Genomic DNA, 15,720 nt, shown 5'->3' on the forward strand with positions numbered 1-15,720 from the left:
ACTTGAGCCATGAGCCAGTCGACCAATGCGCTAATTGTTTAGCCTTGTAGTACCTCTTCGGCATAGTCCTACAAGGGACTACATCGAATCCTCTCGCTTCTGTCGGGAATTCCCTACACCTCTGGTGAAGTGTCCGTGGTGGCCTGTCTTGAAAGGCTGGCGCGCTTTCCTCTACCGTAACAGCCTGTCTCTACTGTTACGGATTAGCCATGTCTTTGGCCTGCTCACGCTCCTTGTTTTTCATGGCTTTTACCGCAGGCGCCCTGGTCCTGGGCGTTTCCTATTACCTGGAATATGTGGTCGGGCTCAAACCTTGCGGGTTGTGTCTGTTGCAACGAGTTTGCCTGGCGCTGCTCATGGTTGTTTGCCTGGCGGCTTCGGTGCATGGCCCACAGCGGTTCGGTTCTTTCGTTTATTGGCTGCTGGGTCTGGCCGCAAGTCTGGGCGGGACAGTCGCGGCGTGGCGGCAGGTGTTGTTGCAGAGTAATCCGCAGCTGCAACTGTCGGTCTGTTCGCCCAATCTGGATGGCTGGTTCGGAAACATGCCCTGGGTGTGCGCCGTACAACGGCTGTTCAAGAGCACCGCCGACTGCGCCGAGATCTCATGGACCCTGTTTGACTTGAGCATCCCGGAATGGAGTCTGCTGTTCTTCGTCGCGATGCTGATCCTGGGGATTTATCAACTGCTGCGCCATGTCTGGATCGCCTGTCAGCGACCGCCCAGCGGCGAGTCGTCGCACCGGGCCATGGCGAGCGATTAAACACTTGTATGAACTTTATCTCCTGCGTACCTTGAAGCCATTGTCGTGCGGGCATAATCTGGCCCGCACGTGTCATTGGATTTATGTTGCTCGATGACGCTCTGCCTGGCCGATTCTTGACCTTCAAGAGTGCGACAGGTGTAGAGCAGCATGACCCACAAGGGAAGAGAGATCACCATGCTCGAAAGTTGTCAGAATGCTCAGGAACGCTGGGGTGGAGTGCATCTGCTGATCGACCGCTGGTTGCAGGAGCGTCACGAACTGGTTCGGGCCTATGATGCTCTCGGCGCCAAGCCTGAGGCTCTGGGCGATAACCGCAAACCGTTGCAGGAATTCTGCGGCGTGCTGGTCGATTACGTATCGGCGGGACATTTCGAGATCTACGAACAGCTCACCGGCGAAGCCAAGGCTTTTGGTGACACTCGTGGTCTTGAGCTGGCCGAGACCATTTACCCGCGCATCGACGTCATCACCGAGAAGCTGCTCGCGTTCAATGACCTGTGTGATGCTGGCAAGTGTGTCGCGGAAAAATTCAAGGAACTGGGTGGCTTGCTGCATGAACGCTTCGAGCTGGAAGATTGCCTGATCGAAGTGCTGCACACCGCTCACAAGGAAGAGGATTCGGTTCAGGCCTGAACCTCTCCCTCGCCAGACCAACGAAACGGTGCGCTCTGCGCGCCGTTTTTCGTTTCCGCGATTTAACTGGTGGCGCCGCGCAATTCGACTTCGAACACCAGCGGTGTGAACGGCGCGATCAGGTCGCCGGCACCGTCGGCGCCATAGGCCTGGGCCGATGGAATCACCAGGCGCCACTTCGCACCCACCGGCATGTTTTGCAGTGCAATGCGCCAGCCGGTGATCACGCTGTCGAGACTGAACCATTGCGGTTGGCTGTTCTGATCGAACACCGTGCCGTCGGGCAGGCGGCCGATGTACAACACCTGAACCTTGCCGTTCGGTCCGGCCTTGGCACCGTTGCCGGGGGTCAGCTCCGTCAGCAAAATTCCATCATCCAATTCACGAACCCCGGGCCGGGCTTTTTCCTGGGTAAGAAAACGCTGCTCTTTTTCCAGGGCTTCTTCGGTTTGCGGCGCCGGCGTTTGCAAGGCGACCTGGGCTTCGTGGTCGGCAAGGATCTGCTCGATCTGTGCATCTTTCAGCGCCAGGGGTTTGCCTTGATAGGCTTGCTGCAAGCCTTCGACCAGTGCTTGAAGCTGCAGGTCCGGAACCTCTTGGCGCAGGCGTTCGCCGAGGCTCGCGCCCAGACTGTAGGCGAGATCGTGAGCGTCATCCGCAGCGGTTTTTTCTGCTGCTTGAACGACGGAAAAACACACCAGCAGGGATAAAAAAAGGTAACGCGACATGGGCACTCTCCGACCTGAGATGCGGAGGATTATGCCAGTGAGAATGCGTTAAACGGTGAACTGCTTTTGCGTAGACGCAGAACATTTTCGATTCGTTGCAACGTAGTGCTTTGGATACTGTCAACATGGCCTAGCGGCGGTGTCAGCAGAGGTCTAGTATGAGCCGCATTCACGTCAGCCAGGAGGTAAACCATGTCGGCCACCAAGAAGCCTGTAAATACTCCGTTGCACTTACTCCAACAACTCTCGGGCAGCCTGCTCGAGCATTTGGAAACCGCTTGTTCCCAAGCCTTGGCTGATGCTGAAAAACTGCTCGCCAAACTGGAAAAGCAGCGCGGCAAAGCGCAAGAAAAACTGCACAAATCCCGTACCAAATTGCAGGACGCTGCGGCGGCCGGCAAAGCTAAGGCACAAGCCAAGGCGAAGGACGGAGTGAAGCAGCTCGAAGACTTGCTCGATGCCCTGAAGGATCGTCAGTCCGAGACTCGTGCCTACATTCTGCAACTCAAGCGTGACGCTCAAGAAAGCCTGAAACTGGCCCAGGGCGTTGGTCGCGTACAAGAGGCTGTCAGCAAGGCGTTGTCCCTGCGTTCGGCCAAGCCTGCTGCGGCACCTGCCAAGAAAGCCGCTGCCAAACCGGTTGCTGCAAAAGCAGCCGCCAAGCCTGCTGCCAAACCGGCCACTAAAGCGCCGGCCAAAGCCGCAGCAAAACCTGCAGCGAAAAAACCAGTCGCGGCCAGCGCTGCGAAACCAGCTGCCCGAGCGACGGCTGCCAAGCCTGCTGCTGCCAAACCAGCCGCTGCAAAAACCGCTGCTGCCAAACCGACTGCAGCGAAAACTGCAGCCGCTAAACCTGCTGCAAAAGCGGCCGCTAAACCCGCCGCAAAACCGGCTGCTAAACCAGTCGCCAAAACCGCAGCCGCGAAACCGGCTGCCAAGCCTGCCGCGAAGCCAGTAGCTGCAAAAGCCGCTGCAAAACCGGCAGCCAAGCCAGCGGCAAAACCCGCCGCAAAACCAGCTGCTAAAACCGCAGCCGCCAAACCTGCTGCCAAGCCTGCCGCCGCTAAACCTGCTGCTGCCAAGCCTGCCGCTGCCAAACCGGCTGCCGCTAAACCGGCTACTGCGAGCGCTGCAAAACCTGCCGCAGCCAAATCCGCTGCCAAGCCGGCTGCTGCAAAACCAGTTGCCGCGAAACCTGCTGCAAAACCAGCGGTGAAAAAACCAGCCGCTGCCAAACCAGTCGCTGCCGCCAAACCGGCTACCGCGCCAGTCGCCAAGCCTGCCACCCCGGCTCCGGCAGCATCGCCTGCTCCAGCCGCTACCACCTCGACAGCAACCGCCGCACCAACCCCGGCCGCCGCGTCGAGCACTGCCACCACCCCAACCAGCGCTTCCTAAGTGCCGGTTACCGCGACGCGCAGCTGATGCAGCGCGTCGCGGTCCAGGTTGGCGGCGCCTGCCGCCACACCTTCCAGCCAGGCCGATCGTTCGGTCGTCTCACTTTGCGGCCAACCCTGGGCCGTGCGCTCCAGTTGCAACAGCAGATGCCGTTCCGATTCCAGCTCCAGTGTCTTGATTTGTTCGCGTAATGCGTTGAGTCCGGCGTCGTCCACAGCGGCGGCTTTCCATTGCTGACGCAATGTGCGCAACGGCCGCACGACATTCACGTCCCACGGCCCGGCCACCCGAAAAAGTTGCTGCAAGCGTTGTTCGTCGCAGCTCACCCCTCGTTGCTCCAGCCACAGCCCACACAACAAAAGGCAGACATTCGCCCCTGCCGACTGTAATTGCAGGCACCGCTCTTCAACGCCAGGACGGGCGTAAGTGCCAAGGGAAAAGCTCCACAGGTCAGCAGACATAGTGCTACTCGCGCCAGTTGCGAGCGAAGCTGATAGACTCCGCCGCCATTATGATCCGAATTCAGAACCTGACTTTACAGCGTGGCCCGCAACGTCTGCTAGAAGACGCCGAGCTGACCCTGCACGCCGGCCACAAAGCCGGCCTCATCGGTGCCAACGGCGCCGGCAAATCGAGCCTGTTCGCCTTGCTCCTGGGCGATCTGCACCCGGATTCGGGTGATTGCTTCTTGCCGGCAGACTGGCGCATCGCCCACATGCGCCAGGAGATCGACACCCTCGATCGCATCGCGGTCGACTACGTGCTCGATGGCGACCTCCGGCTGCGTGAGGTGCAACGCGACCTCGCCGCCGCCGAAGCGGCCCATGACGGTGCCGCTCAGGCCCGCCTGCACGCCGAACTCGACAGCGCCGACGGTTACACCGCCGACGCTCGGGCGCGCAAGCTGCTGGCCGGTCTTGGGTTCACCAACGATCAGATGGATCGTCAGGTAGGAGATTTCTCCGGTGGCTGGCGGATGCGTCTGAACCTGGCGCAGGCATTGATGTGTCCGTCGGACCTGTTGCTGCTCGATGAGCCAACCAACCACTTGGACCTCGACGCCATCATCTGGCTCGAAGAGTGGCTTAAAAGCTATCCCGGCACTTTGATGTTGATTTCCCACGACCGCGATTTCCTCGATGCCGTGGTCGATCACGTGGCCCACGTCGATCAGCGCAAGATCACCCTGTATCGCGGCGGCTACAGCGCCTTCGAACGTGCGCGTGCCGAACGTCTGGCCCAGCAACAGCAGGCCTACGAGAAGCAGCAGGCGCAGCGTGCGCATATGGAAAGCTACATTGCCCGCTTCAAGGCCCAGGCCACCAAGGCCCGCCAGGCCCAGAGCCGGATCAAGGCGTTGGAGCGGATGGAAGAGCTGTCCGCCGCACACGTCGATTCGCCGTTCGACTTCGTGTTCCGCGAATCGCACAAAATCTCCAGCCCGTTGATTGATATCTCCGACGCTCGACTGGGCTACGGCGAGCGCGCGGTGCTGGAGAAGGTCAAGCTGCAACTGACCCCCGGCGCACGCATCGGTTTGCTCGGTCCGAACGGTGCGGGTAAATCGACCCTGATCAAAAACCTCGCCGGTGAGCTTGCGCCGTTGTCCGGTCGTCTGACCCGTGGCGAGAACACCGTGGTCGGCTACTTTGCCCAGCATCAACTGGATTCGCTGGACTCCAAGGCCAGCCCGTTGCTGCACATGCAGCGTCTGGCGCCGACCGAGCGCGAGCAGACCCTGCGCGACTTCCTCGGTGGTTTCGACTTCCGTGGTGCGCGTATCGATGAGCCGGTGCTGAATTTCTCCGGTGGCGAGAAGGCGCGTCTGGCGCTGGCGTTGATCGCCTGGGGCCGGCCGAACCTGCTGCTGCTCGACGAACCGACCAACCACCTGGACCTGGAAATGCGCCTGGCGTTGACCATGGCGTTGCAGGAATTCAGCGGTGCGGTATTGGTGGTCTCTCACGATCGTCATTTGCTCAAAAGCACCACCGACAATTTCTACCTGGTGGCGGACGGCAAGGTCGAAGAATTCGACGGCGACCTGGAAGATTACACCCGCTGGCTGGTGGACTATCGCCAGCGCAATGCCCCGGTCAGCAACACCCCGGTGAATCCGGACAAGACCGACAAGAAGGCTCAGCGTCAGGCCGCTGCGGCGTTGCGCCAGCAACTGGCACCGCACAAGCGCGAGGCCGACAAGCTCGAAGCCGAGCTCGGCAAGCTGCACGAGAAACTGGCGAAGATCGACGCCAGCCTCGGCGACAGCGATATCTACGAACCGGCGCGCAAGAACGAACTGCGTGATCTGCTGGCCGAGCAGGCCAAGCTAAAGGTGCGTGAAGCGGAGCTGGAAGAGTCCTGGATGGAAGCCCTGGAGCTGCTGGAAAGCATGCAGGCGGAGCTGGAGGCGCTGTCCTGATGGACGCCTTCAAGCTGCCGCTGCCGGCCGTGTGGGCCGAGCCAATCTGGCTCGGCGTACAAATCCTGCTGATCCTGCTGGCGGGTTACCTCGCCCAGCGCTTCGTCGCCAAATGCCTGACTCGCCTGGGCGAGCGCTACCCGTTTCCGCCGCAACTGCTGATGCCACTGCGCGGTGGTCTGCGTTGGCTGATCATGGGCAGCGCGTTGATCTTCGTGCTGGAACGCCTCGGCGTCTCGGCCACGGTGCTCTGGACCGCGTTGTCCGGGTTCGTGGCCGTGGCGGCGGTCGCGTTCTTCGCCATGTGGAGCGTGCTCTCCAACCTGCTGTGCGCGATCTTGATCTTCACCGTCGGCCCGTTCCGGATTGGTGATGTGGTCGAGCTGGTGGACACCCTCGACAAGCCTGGCGTCAAGGGGCGGGTGGTGGCGATCAACCTGCTGTTTACCACGTTGATCGAAGCTGAAGAGGCCGGGACTGGCAGCGCGATGGTGCAAGTGCCCAACAGTCTGTTCTTCCAGCGCTCGGTTCGGCGGTGGCGGGGGAGTGATGTGTTTCCTTCCAGTGGGTTTGAAAAGTAAGTCTTCTGTTGCCTGACACACCGCTTTCGCGAGCAAGCCCGCTCCCACATTCGACCTGTGTTCGCAGTACTAATGTGGGAGCGGGCTTGCTCGCGAAGGGGCCCTTGCAGGCGCAAACGCTGGTCGCCAGTCCTCCTGTCCTACAAAAAATCGGTAGTCATCCGCCCAAAGCCGCATTAGCTTAGACATCTGTCACGAGTCTGAGTCGAGGTGTGCGATGGTGCTTCAAACATGGCTGGCGTTTTTTGCCGCCTGCTGGGTGATCAGCCTGTCTCCCGGTGCCGGCGCGATTGCGTCGATGTCCAGCGGTCTGCGATACGGTTTCTGGCGCGGTTACTGGAACGCCTTGGGCCTGCAACTGGGCCTGGCGTTGCAGATTGCGATTGTGGCTGCCGGTGTTGGTGCGATCCTCGCGGCTTCGGCTACCGCGTTTTATGCGATCAAATGGTTTGGTGTCGCTTACCTGGTCTACCTTGCGGTCAAGCAATGGAAAGCCCTGCCCACTGATATGAGCGACGACGCAGCGGTACGGCAGATCGGCAAACCGCTGGCGCTGGTGTTCCGTGGTTTCCTGGTAAACGTCAGCAACCCCAAGGCGTTGGTGTTCATGCTGGCGGTGCTGCCGCAGTTCATTGACCCGCATGCGCCGTTGGTGGCTCAGTACCTGATCCTCGGGGTGACCATGATTTGCGTCGACCTGATTGTCATGGCCGGCTACACCGGGCTCGCGTCCAAAGTGCTGCGCCTGTTGCGTACGCCCAAACAGCAGAAACGCATGAACCGCACGTTTGCCGGGTTGTTCATTGGCGCGGCGGCGTTCATGGCGACGCTGCGTAAAGCGGTGGTGTAAAACCCACAGGCACAAAAAAGGCGACCTTTTCAGGTCGCCTTTTTCATTGCTGCGAGCGAGCTTCTGTGGCGAGGGGGCCCACCCTGGGAATCAGCGCAAAATCACCGGTGCAGTATCGCGCGGCAGATTGCTGCGTTGAGCCGGCTCGCGAGGCTGTTCATAGCCAGGACCACCAAGCTGTTGGCTCAGTTGTCCGGCCACGTCTTCACCCAACGCCTTGGACACATCGCGTACTACCCGAGGGCGATTCAGCGAGATTTTGATGTCCCGGCCATTCACCAGTTTGGTGTCCTGGCCTTCGCCCATCGCCGTGAAGGCCGAGGTGATTTCGAAGGTCTTGGTGTTGATCAGGCTGAAATCCGCCACCAGGGTCAACGCCAATACCGCCGAATAGCTGTCGGTGTTGGCGAGCTCGTTCATGTCCTGGGTGAAGTCGATATCCGACACCGTACCGAACAGCACATAGTCCGCGCCCTTGAAGCTGCCGGCCTTGATCCGCTTGATCACATCGTAGATGTCACCCTTGGACGAGGCGGTATACGGCGTGCCCTGAATCAGCTGGAACATGCCGGTGCGCAGGATTTCACCCTTGATGTCGCCGGTGAACTTACGCAGTTCGGCCTGTTCGATGTAGCTGGTGGTGGCTTCGATCTCGTTGTAGTTCGACGAACCGCTGGAGCTGTAGTAGCCCTCGCGGTAGTTGCTCTGCGCCGAGACGATGTGGATGTACTGCTCCACCCGCTCCTGGTACGCCAGATCCGTGACTGCAACTTTCGGGGTCGCTTGCACGCTGAACGCGCAAGCCAGGGCCATCAGGCCAATCCATGTGCGCATCGATTAACGCTCCGTGGTTTTGCGGATCTCTTTTTCGTCCATCCACTCGGCCAGACCGCTTTCAACGTCGATCAATTGCAGGCTGAATTTGTAGAAGACGTCCTTGTAGTCGCTGCTGCGCTTGACGATCGAGCTGATCGAGCCTTCGATGCGGTACTTGGCGGCCACCATGTTGCCGGTCTTGGCCACGGTGCTCTTCTTGTAGAGGCCGCTCTGGTTTTGCAGCTTGAGCTGATCAACCTGGCTCTGCATCGCGGTGTTGTCGCTGGCGAAGCGGGCGACGCCGGTCTTCATCAGCTGAGTCTTGATGCTGGTGGTGATTTCGCGGGTATCGATGTACTCGCTGGTCTTGTTCTTCACGTCGTAGACCTGAACCACCGGACGGCCCTGCAGAATGCCGGACTGGGCCAGGGAACGGGTCATGGATTCGGCGATCATCTGCAGGTCGGTGGAACCGAACTCGTTGGTCACGGTTTCCACAGCCTTGGTGTCACCGTAGCTGATGTTCTTGCTGCCCAGGGTCGGCGAAGTGTTGGCGCAGCCGCTGGCCAGGAGGGCGATAACGGCGATGAACGAAAAGCGTGCAAACATGGGAATGCTCTCTAGAACTGAACGAATAGGGTCGGGTTACGGCGTCTTGATTTCGAGACGGAAGTCCACGGCTTTGGCGGTCGGCGCGATGGCCTGGATGAAACTGGTCTGCTCGCCATACATCAGCTGGCTTTTCCAGGTTTCTTCTTCCGCGACCGGGAAACCCTCAGGGCCGAGCCAGGCAAAACGGTAGTAGAAAGTCTTGTTGTTGAAGCTGGTGTTGCTCAGCTGCACATTGACCGTCTGGAAGCCGTTTTCCCGGGCGACGCGCATGGCGCCGACCACGATATTCTTCAGCTTGCCCATGGCCACGACTTTACTGGCGGCACTGCCCGGCTCTGGGGGTGGCGGGGTGGCGCAGCCGGCCAGCAAGGCCAGGGCGACAACGGCGATGAGTTTGAAGCGCATGCAAAGACTCCGTTCTTAAGGTTGTTTGAAGCTGGCCACGGCGGTCGGGTTGGCACTGGTGATCACGTGTGCGGCCAGGCCGCTGGCGAAGACCTGATTACCCACGGCGCGCAGGCTGATGACCTGGTAACGCTGATCCACGGTGATCTTGACCACCGAGCCGCCCACGACGCTCGGCAGAGTGACTTGGTGCTCGCCTTTCTTCAAGCGCAGACGCACCACCTGGGTGTTGTCCGGCAGGGTGCGCCACGTACGGGTATCGGCACCTTCGAGCACAGCTGAAGAAATGCCCACCGCCAGACCGGCCAGTGGGTTGGTTTCGTTGATCTTCTTCTGCGCCACGCCTTTGGTCACGGCACGCACGGTGGTGCGCAGGATGATGCCCGGCATGTCGTCACGCAGGGCGCGGCGGGACATGGCGGTGGTGCTGTTGAGCTGGGTCAGGTTTAGTTGCTGACCGTCCACGCCGATCTGGGCGAAAGTCGCGGTGGAGGTGTCCGGCTTGATGATCGGGAACGACAACGGCGTGATCACCAGCTGATTGCTGATCGGCAATGGCAGCGGAATGCGGATCGAGTCACGGGACGGCGCCAGGCCGCTTTGCACCACGATCAGGATATCGCTGTCGTCGGTCTTGGTCGGCTTGTCGAGGTTGACCAAGGCCTGTTCCAGCAGCGGCGTGTTCGGGCGCAGTTCGGCGGCCTTGCGGTAACCCGGCGCAGCGAGGTCTTTTTCACCCAGGGCTTCGTAGACGTAACCGGCCAGGTAATGGCTGAACGCACTCTGGTAGCTGTTTTTCAGGCTGACCACGTCCGGCGCGTCGAGGCTGGCGACCGGGTAACCCTGCAGGTCTTTGTACTGGGTTTTGATCCCTTCTTTCTCGGCCTCGTTTTCGCTCTTGAGGTATTCCTTGTCGCGCAGATCGGCGATCACCGCTTCGCGTTCGTGGGTCTTCTTGATCGACATGCGTGCGCCGTCGAAGTCATTCACCGCCAGCAGGTTCAGCGCCATTTGCGTGGTCAGCATGACTTTTTCGTAGTCGTAGCCTTCGTAACGGCGGACCTTGTCGTTAACCAGGAAACTGCCGAATTGCGCCAGGTACTTGTCGGTATCAAGCTTGACCGAGTCTTCCCACTTGCCCACCACCTGATCGGCGCTGGTCCAGGCATTCTGGCTGCCGGACAGGTCGCCCTTGGCGCGCAACAGTTCACCCTTCTCGAAGTAATAGAGCAGGTCTTTGTCCGGGCCGGAGTTGTTCTTTTCCAGCATCGTCAGCGCGGCATCGACATTGCCGGCGGCCAGTTGCTGGTTGGTTTGCGCGAGTTCGGAGTCGTAGTTACGGAATGCCGAACAGCCGGAGAGCAAGGTGACGGCACTGAGTGCGATCGAGGTAAGGGCGCGAGAGGCCATAGGGGGTACTTCTTCCCTGAGTGTAAGCAGCCGCGCGTGCCGGTCGGGCTGTTGGGACCTATCGGCAGGGAGACTGGCGTCCTGCCAATTCCTCATAAAAGAGGAGCTTAAATGCCGCTTCGCATTCGCGAGGGCGCGGCATTATAAGCGCGGATGCTGGCCATGTAGTGGCTTTTTAATTACAAATTTTCACAACGTGCCACTACTTATTTCAAACCGGATACCACGGCGCTGTCTGGCGCAGAGGACGGTTCGAAAGCCACCCCGTTGCTGAAGATCCGCCCACCCAGCGCTCGCAGACCGATAACTTGATGGTTCTGGTCGATGCGGATTTTCAGCGGCGCGGCGCCTGGAGCGTTGGGCAGGCTGATCAGGTGCTCGCCTTTTTTCAGGCGCAGACGCACCACTTGGGTGATGTTGGGCAAGGTGCGCCAGGTCCGGGTGTCCGCGTGCTCAAAGCCATCATGCTGCGTCACGTAGGAGGCTTTGCTTGGGTCGCGCCGGTTATCGGTACCCTGAACGTCAGCCGCCAGGAAGGCGCGATAGGCGGTGCGTTGAATGATGCCGGGCATGTCGTCGCGCAATGTCCGCAGCGACATGTCGGTGATGCTGTTGACGAGGATCAGTGGCTGTTTGCGTCCGTCGACGGTCATCTGTGTGAATGCCGGGGTCGAGGTGTCGGGCACCATCACTGGAAACGAAACGTTGGCAACGATGACCTGGCCATCTTGCAGGCGTACCGGATAGGGCACCCGAACCGAACTGCGCGCCGGCGCCAGGCCGCTTTGAACAATGATCAGCACATCGCTTTCATTGGCGTTGGCGGCGGGTTTGTCGAGTTCGCGCAAGGCCTGTTGGAAGAAGGGCAGGTCGGGTCGTAACTCGATGGCCTGGCGATAACCGGGAGCGGCGAGGTCACGCTCACCCAGCGCTTCATAGGTGAACCCGGCCAGGTAGTGGCTGAACGCGCTCTGATAGCCGTTCTTCAGCGCGATGACGGAGGGCGCATCGAGGGTGGCCACGGGGTAGCCCTGAAGATCCTTGTACTGCACGCGAACGCCCTGAGCCTTGGCTTGCTCCTCGACGTGCTCGTATTGTTTTTCCCACTGGCGGGCGATCAGTGCTTCGCGTTCGTGGGTTTTCTTGATATCGGCGCGGGCACCATCGAAGTCATTCACGGCCAACTGGTTCAGGGCCATTTGCGTGGTCAGCATGACCTTTTCATAGTCGTAGCCATCGTAGCGACGCAGTTTGTCATTGATGATGCTGCCCCAATGATCGCCCATCGCGGACAGGAGCTGGGTGCCGGTGGATTCAACGGTGTCCTGGCGCTGAATCACCATTTGCTCCGCGCTGCGCCAGGCGACCTGACTTTGCGGCAGCTCGCCGGCGGCACTCAGGACGGCACCTGTTTCGAAGTAGTAGAGCAGGTCCCGCTCTTCTGACGGGTTGTGCAATTCCAGCAATTGGAGCGCGCCTTGCGGATTCCCGGCTTTCAACTGGTCAGTCGTTTGTGCCAGTTCCAGGTCGTAGTTGCGATAGGCGGCGCAACCGGTCAATTGCAGGGCGAGGCTGAGCAGCAGCGAGAAAAAGAGGTGTGAGCGCATGGACGATGATTCTTCCCTGATCGGATGCTGCGAGGAGGTGGCGATTCGCCGCTGAATTTATACGCAGCCGTGCAGGAAACGCCAACAAAGCTTGAGTGAAAGTCATTGGAAGTTAACAATGTGTTACTTCGTATTTCCCCTTGAGATTCATTCATGACTGCCTCCTCCTCCCGTTTTCTGGCGTGGCTAGTGCTGCCGGTTATTGCATTCTGCAGCCTCAATGCGCTGGCCGACACCGTCGAAGGCGCGCCCAAAGCGCTGCATTTGCTCGATTACATTGGCGCTGATTATCCGACGACGGTCGAGGCCGGCAAGGTCATTGATGAGTCTGAATACCGCGAACTGCAGGAGTTTCTGGGCGTTCTCAAAGGGCTGATCGCTGAATTGCCGGTCAAGCCTGAGCGGGCCGAACTGGAGCAGGGCGTCAGCAACCTTGGCGCTGCGATTGCCGCTCACAAGGACAGTGCCGACGTGGTTCGTCAGGCCCGACAGCTCGGTGCGAAGCTGGCGGTGGCCTATGAAGTCAGCCAGGCCCCGGTGATTACCCCGGACCCGACGCGCGGTGCGCCGCTGTACGCCCAGCAATGCTCGGTGTGCCACGGCGATGCGGGCGCCGGCGACGGCCCGGCAGGCGTGGGCATGACCCCGCCGCCGGCCAATCTGCGCGACGCGACGCGCCTCGATCGCCTGAGCCTCTACGGGATCTACAACACGTTGGGCCAAGGCGTCGAAGGCACCGACATGCCGTCCTTCGCCGATCAGTTGGATGACCGTCAGCGTTGGGATCTGGCGACCTATATCGCGGGCTTCAGCGCCGATCCGGCCGCAGCAAAATCCGAAAAGACCTACAACATTGCCGACCTGGCCCGTCAGACGCCCGCCGAAGTGCTGGCCGCCGAAGGCCCGCAAGCCGTGGCGACCTTCCGTGCACAACGGGCGCAGCCGCCGCAGGTCAAGCGCGGCCCGGCGCAATTGCTCGATTACACCGCGGCGACCCTGGACAAAAGCATCGCCGCTTACCGTGCCGGCGAACACGATCAGGCCTATGACTTGTCGGTGGCGGCGTACCTGGAAGGCTTCGAGCTGGTCGAAAGCTCTTTGGACAACGTCGACGCCAACGTGCGCAAAGACACTGAAAAATCCTTGATGGCGTACCGTCAGTCGTTGCAGGACGGCTTGCCGGTCGCCCAGGTTGAGCAGCGCCTGGACGTCGCCAAGTCCAAGCTGAAGGAATCCGCCGGCCTGTTGGGCAGCGATGGCTTGAGCTGGTCCCTGAGCTACATCTCCGGCCTGTTGATTCTGCTGCGTGAAGGCCTGGAAGCGATTCTGGTGCTGGCGGCGATCCTCGCGTTCCTGCGCAACACCGGCCAGCAATCGGCGGTTCGCAGCGTCAACGTCGGTTGGGGTCTGGCGTTGGTGGCCGGTTTGGCGACCTGGGCGTTGGCGGCGTATGTGATTGATGTCAGCGGCGCCCAGCGTGAGTTGCTGGAAGGCTGCACGGCGTTGTTTGCCAGCGTCATGGTGCTCTGGCTCGGCGTGTGGATGCACGACCGGCGCCACGCGGCAGCCTGGCAGGATTACATCAAGAGCAGCCTGGTGGGCGGCGGCGGGCGTTTCGGTTTTGCGATTCTGGCGTTCTTCTCGGTGTATCGCGAATTGTTCGAAGTGATCCTGTTCTACGAAACCCTGTGGTTGCAGGCCGGTCCCGCCGGGCATAACGCGGTGTTGGCGGGTGGCGCCACCGCGCTGGTGCTGTTGGTGGGCCTGGCCTGGGTGATTCTGCGCGGCTCGGCGAAACTGCCGCTGGCGCTGTTCTTCGGCATCAACGCCGGATTGCTGTGTGCGTTGTCGGTGGTGTTTGCGGGGCATGGTGTGAAGGCGTTGCAGGAAGCCGGGATTTTCGGCACGCGGCCGGTGCCGTTCTTTGACTTCGACTGGCTGGGGATTCACGCGGATGCGTATTCGCTGAGTGCGCAGGCGGTGGCGATCATTGCGATCATCGTGCTTTACAGTCGTAGCCGGATGGCTGAGAAGCGGCGGGTGCAGGTTTCTTAAAAGGCATTCGCTTCGCTCATATTCGCGGGCAAGCCTCGCTCCTACAGGATTCATGCGCCGGTCGCGTATAACCTGTAGGAGCGAGGCTTGCCCGCGAAGCTTTTTAAAAGAGGTAAACACAATGCGTGTCTGGATCGATGCCGACGCCTGCCCACGGGCGGCCAAGGATCTGGTGGTGAAGTTCGCCCTCAAGCGCCAGTTCGAAGTGGTGCTGGTGGCCGGTCAGCCGCAGATCAAGCCGGGCCTGGCCCTGGTGAAGCTGATTGTGGTGCCGAGCGGCCCGGACGCGGCCGACGATTACCTGGTAGAGCACGCGGTGCCCGGTGAATTGGTGATTTGCAGCGATGTGCCGCTGGCCGATCGTCTGGTGAAGAAGGGCGTTTCGGCGCTGGACCCGCGCGGCAAAGAGTTTGATGCGCAGAACATGGGCGACAGGCTGGCGGTGCGCAACCTATTCACCGATTTGCGTGAACAGGGCCAGATGAGCGGCGGTCCGGCGCCGTTTGGCGAGCGGGAGAAACAGGCGTTTGCCAATGCGCTGGATCGGATTTTGACCCGGTTGACTCGTAAACCCTGAGCCAGACGCCGAACCCCTTGTGGGAGCGGGCTTGCTCGCGAAGAGGGCGTGTCAGTCGACACAAATGTTGGCTGATACACCGCTTTCGCGAGCAAGCCCGCTCCCACATTTAGTCCGTATCAGGCGTCGTTTTCGTGGGTGAGTTCGAGAACGCGGTCGACGAGTTTGTTGATCCCGGAAGCCGCTTCGCTAATCGTCTGCGCCAACATATAAGCCGGCGTACTCACCAACTTGCGCGCCTTGTCCTCGACAATGTCGCCCACGGCGCAATCGGTGTGGGTGGCGCCCATTTTGTTCATGGCTGCAGCTGTATCGGCATCGTTGCCGATGGTGCAGGTCACGCCCGGGCCATAGATTTTGGCCGCCAGCGCCGGCGAGATGCAGATCAACCCCACCGGTTTGCCCGCTTCGGCAAAGGCTTCGGCCAAGGCCAGGACTTCCGGCTGAACCGTGCACCCAGCGCCTTCGACCGCGAAGTTGGAGAGGTTCTTGGCCGCACCAAAACCGCCCGGCACGATCAGCGCATCGAAGTCTTCGACGCTGGCCTCGCGCAGGTCTTTGATGTTGCCCCGTGCGATGCGCGCCGACTCCACCAACACGTTGCGCGACTCAGGCATTTCTTCGCCGGTCAGGTGGTTGATCACATGCAGCTGCGCGATGTTCGGCGCAAAGCACTGCACCTGGGCACCGCGCTGGTCCAGGCGCAGCAGGGTGATCACGCTTTCGTGGATCTCGGCGCCGTCGTACACGCCACAGCCGGAAAGGATCACTGCAATTTTTTTGCTCATGGGCTTTTCTCCAGATTCATGGCGTTAAATGTCCACTAATTTGTCACTCGTTGCCATAGGGTTAATTCGCGGCT

16 protein-coding genes are annotated in these 15,720 nt (G+C 60.4%); 8 read left to right on the forward strand and 8 right to left on the reverse strand.

Features of this window, described 5'->3' with window-relative positions; genetic code table 11:
- The first annotated feature begins 209 nt into the window (after window positions 1-209).
- Entirely contained in the window at window positions 210-761 is a 552-nt protein-coding gene (locus tag HB680_RS07450) for a disulfide bond formation protein B (protein ID WP_213937877.1), read from the forward strand.
- Window positions 762-938: 177 nt separating this feature from the next.
- Window positions 939-1,397, forward strand: a complete 459-nt coding sequence (gene rsd / locus HB680_RS07455; protein WP_213937878.1) for a sigma D regulator — start codon at window positions 939-941, stop codon at window positions 1,395-1,397.
- 62 nt (window positions 1,398-1,459) lie between these two features.
- On the opposite strand, the gene HB680_RS07460 is transcribed toward rsd, so the two are convergent.
- Entirely contained in the window at window positions 1,460-2,125 is a 666-nt protein-coding gene (locus HB680_RS07460) for an FKBP-type peptidyl-prolyl cis-trans isomerase (RefSeq protein ID WP_213937879.1), read from the reverse strand.
- 192 nt (window positions 2,126-2,317) lie between these two features.
- Here HB680_RS07460 and HB680_RS07465 point away from each other — a divergent pair, with 192 nt between their 5' ends.
- Window positions 2,318-3,523 (forward strand): AlgP family protein, encoded by a 1,206-nt coding sequence (locus tag HB680_RS07465; RefSeq protein WP_213937880.1) that lies wholly within the window; start codon window positions 2,318-2,320, stop codon window positions 3,521-3,523.
- On the opposite strand, the gene HB680_RS07470 is transcribed toward HB680_RS07465, so the two are convergent.
- Entirely contained in the window at window positions 3,520-3,984 is a 465-nt protein-coding gene (locus HB680_RS07470; protein WP_213937881.1) for a TIGR02444 family protein, read from the reverse strand. The genes HB680_RS07465 and HB680_RS07470 overlap by 4 nt on opposite strands.
- 50 nt (window positions 3,985-4,034) lie before the next feature.
- Between HB680_RS07470 and HB680_RS07475 the strand changes: the two genes are divergently transcribed.
- The 3 genes from HB680_RS07475 (at window position 4,035) to HB680_RS07485 (ending at window position 7,376) form a co-directional block, all read left to right on the forward strand.
- Complete coding sequence (locus tag HB680_RS07475) at window positions 4,035-5,945, forward strand: ATP-binding cassette domain-containing protein (RefSeq protein ID WP_213937882.1); 1,911 nt, start codon at window positions 4,035-4,037, stop codon at window positions 5,943-5,945.
- Window positions 5,945-6,526, forward strand: a complete 582-nt coding sequence (locus HB680_RS07480; RefSeq protein ID WP_213937883.1) for a mechanosensitive ion channel family protein — start codon at window positions 5,945-5,947, stop codon at window positions 6,524-6,526. The genes HB680_RS07475 and HB680_RS07480 overlap by 1 nt, the downstream gene beginning before the upstream one ends.
- Before the next feature lie 217 nt (window positions 6,527-6,743).
- On the forward strand, window positions 6,744-7,376 hold the full coding sequence (locus tag HB680_RS07485) for a LysE family transporter (RefSeq protein ID WP_213937884.1): 633 nt from the start codon (window positions 6,744-6,746) through the stop codon (window positions 7,374-7,376).
- A 90-nt stretch (window positions 7,377-7,466) separates the two neighbouring features.
- Here HB680_RS07485 and HB680_RS07490 read toward each other — a convergent pair whose 3' ends face one another.
- The 5 genes from HB680_RS07490 to HB680_RS07510 all read right to left on the reverse strand — a co-directional run bounded on the left by HB680_RS07490 (window position 7,467) and on the right by HB680_RS07510 (window position 12,226).
- Window positions 7,467-8,210 carry a penicillin-binding protein activator LpoB gene (locus HB680_RS07490; protein WP_213937885.1) on the reverse strand — a complete coding sequence of 248 codons (744 nt, stop codon included), beginning with the start codon at window positions 8,208-8,210 and terminating at the stop codon, window positions 7,467-7,469.
- Window positions 8,211-8,213: 3 nt separating this feature from the next.
- A complete protein-coding gene (gene lpoB, locus HB680_RS07495) occupies window positions 8,214-8,801 on the reverse strand; it encodes a penicillin-binding protein activator LpoB (RefSeq protein WP_213937886.1) in 588 nt (195 codons plus the stop codon).
- 36 nt (window positions 8,802-8,837) lie between these two features.
- Window positions 8,838-9,209, reverse strand: a complete 372-nt coding sequence (locus HB680_RS07500; RefSeq protein WP_213937887.1) for a YcfL family protein — start codon at window positions 9,207-9,209, stop codon at window positions 8,838-8,840.
- 15 nt (window positions 9,210-9,224) lie between these two features.
- Window positions 9,225-10,619: a hypothetical protein gene (locus tag HB680_RS07505; RefSeq protein ID WP_213937888.1), complete on the reverse strand. Its 1,395-nt coding sequence runs from the start codon at window positions 10,617-10,619 to the stop codon at window positions 9,225-9,227.
- Between the two features lie 206 nt (window positions 10,620-10,825).
- A complete protein-coding gene (locus HB680_RS07510) occupies window positions 10,826-12,226 on the reverse strand; it encodes a hypothetical protein (protein WP_213937889.1) in 1,401 nt (466 codons plus the stop codon).
- Window positions 12,227-12,379: 153 nt separating this feature from the next.
- Here HB680_RS07510 and HB680_RS07515 point away from each other — a divergent pair, with 153 nt between their 5' ends.
- Together HB680_RS07515 and HB680_RS07520 are read left to right on the forward strand one after the other, a co-directional pair.
- Window positions 12,380-14,281, forward strand: coding sequence for an FTR1 family protein (locus tag HB680_RS07515; RefSeq protein ID WP_213937890.1), 1,902 nt, complete (start codon window positions 12,380-12,382; stop codon window positions 14,279-14,281).
- Between the two features lie 121 nt (window positions 14,282-14,402).
- On the forward strand, window positions 14,403-14,858 hold the full coding sequence (locus HB680_RS07520; RefSeq protein WP_163910725.1) for a YaiI/YqxD family protein: 456 nt from the start codon (window positions 14,403-14,405) through the stop codon (window positions 14,856-14,858).
- 119 nt (window positions 14,859-14,977) lie between these two features.
- Here the strand turns inward: HB680_RS07520 and elbB are convergent, their stop codons facing one another.
- Complete coding sequence (gene elbB, locus HB680_RS07525) at window positions 14,978-15,646, reverse strand: isoprenoid biosynthesis glyoxalase ElbB (protein WP_213937891.1); 669 nt, start codon at window positions 15,644-15,646, stop codon at window positions 14,978-14,980.
- Window positions 15,647-15,720 lie beyond the last annotated feature (74 nt).

The sequence above is a fragment of the Pseudomonas sp. dw_612 genome, assembly GCF_018449725.1.
Taxonomy (GTDB): Bacteria; Pseudomonadota; Gammaproteobacteria; order Pseudomonadales; family Pseudomonadaceae; genus Aquipseudomonas.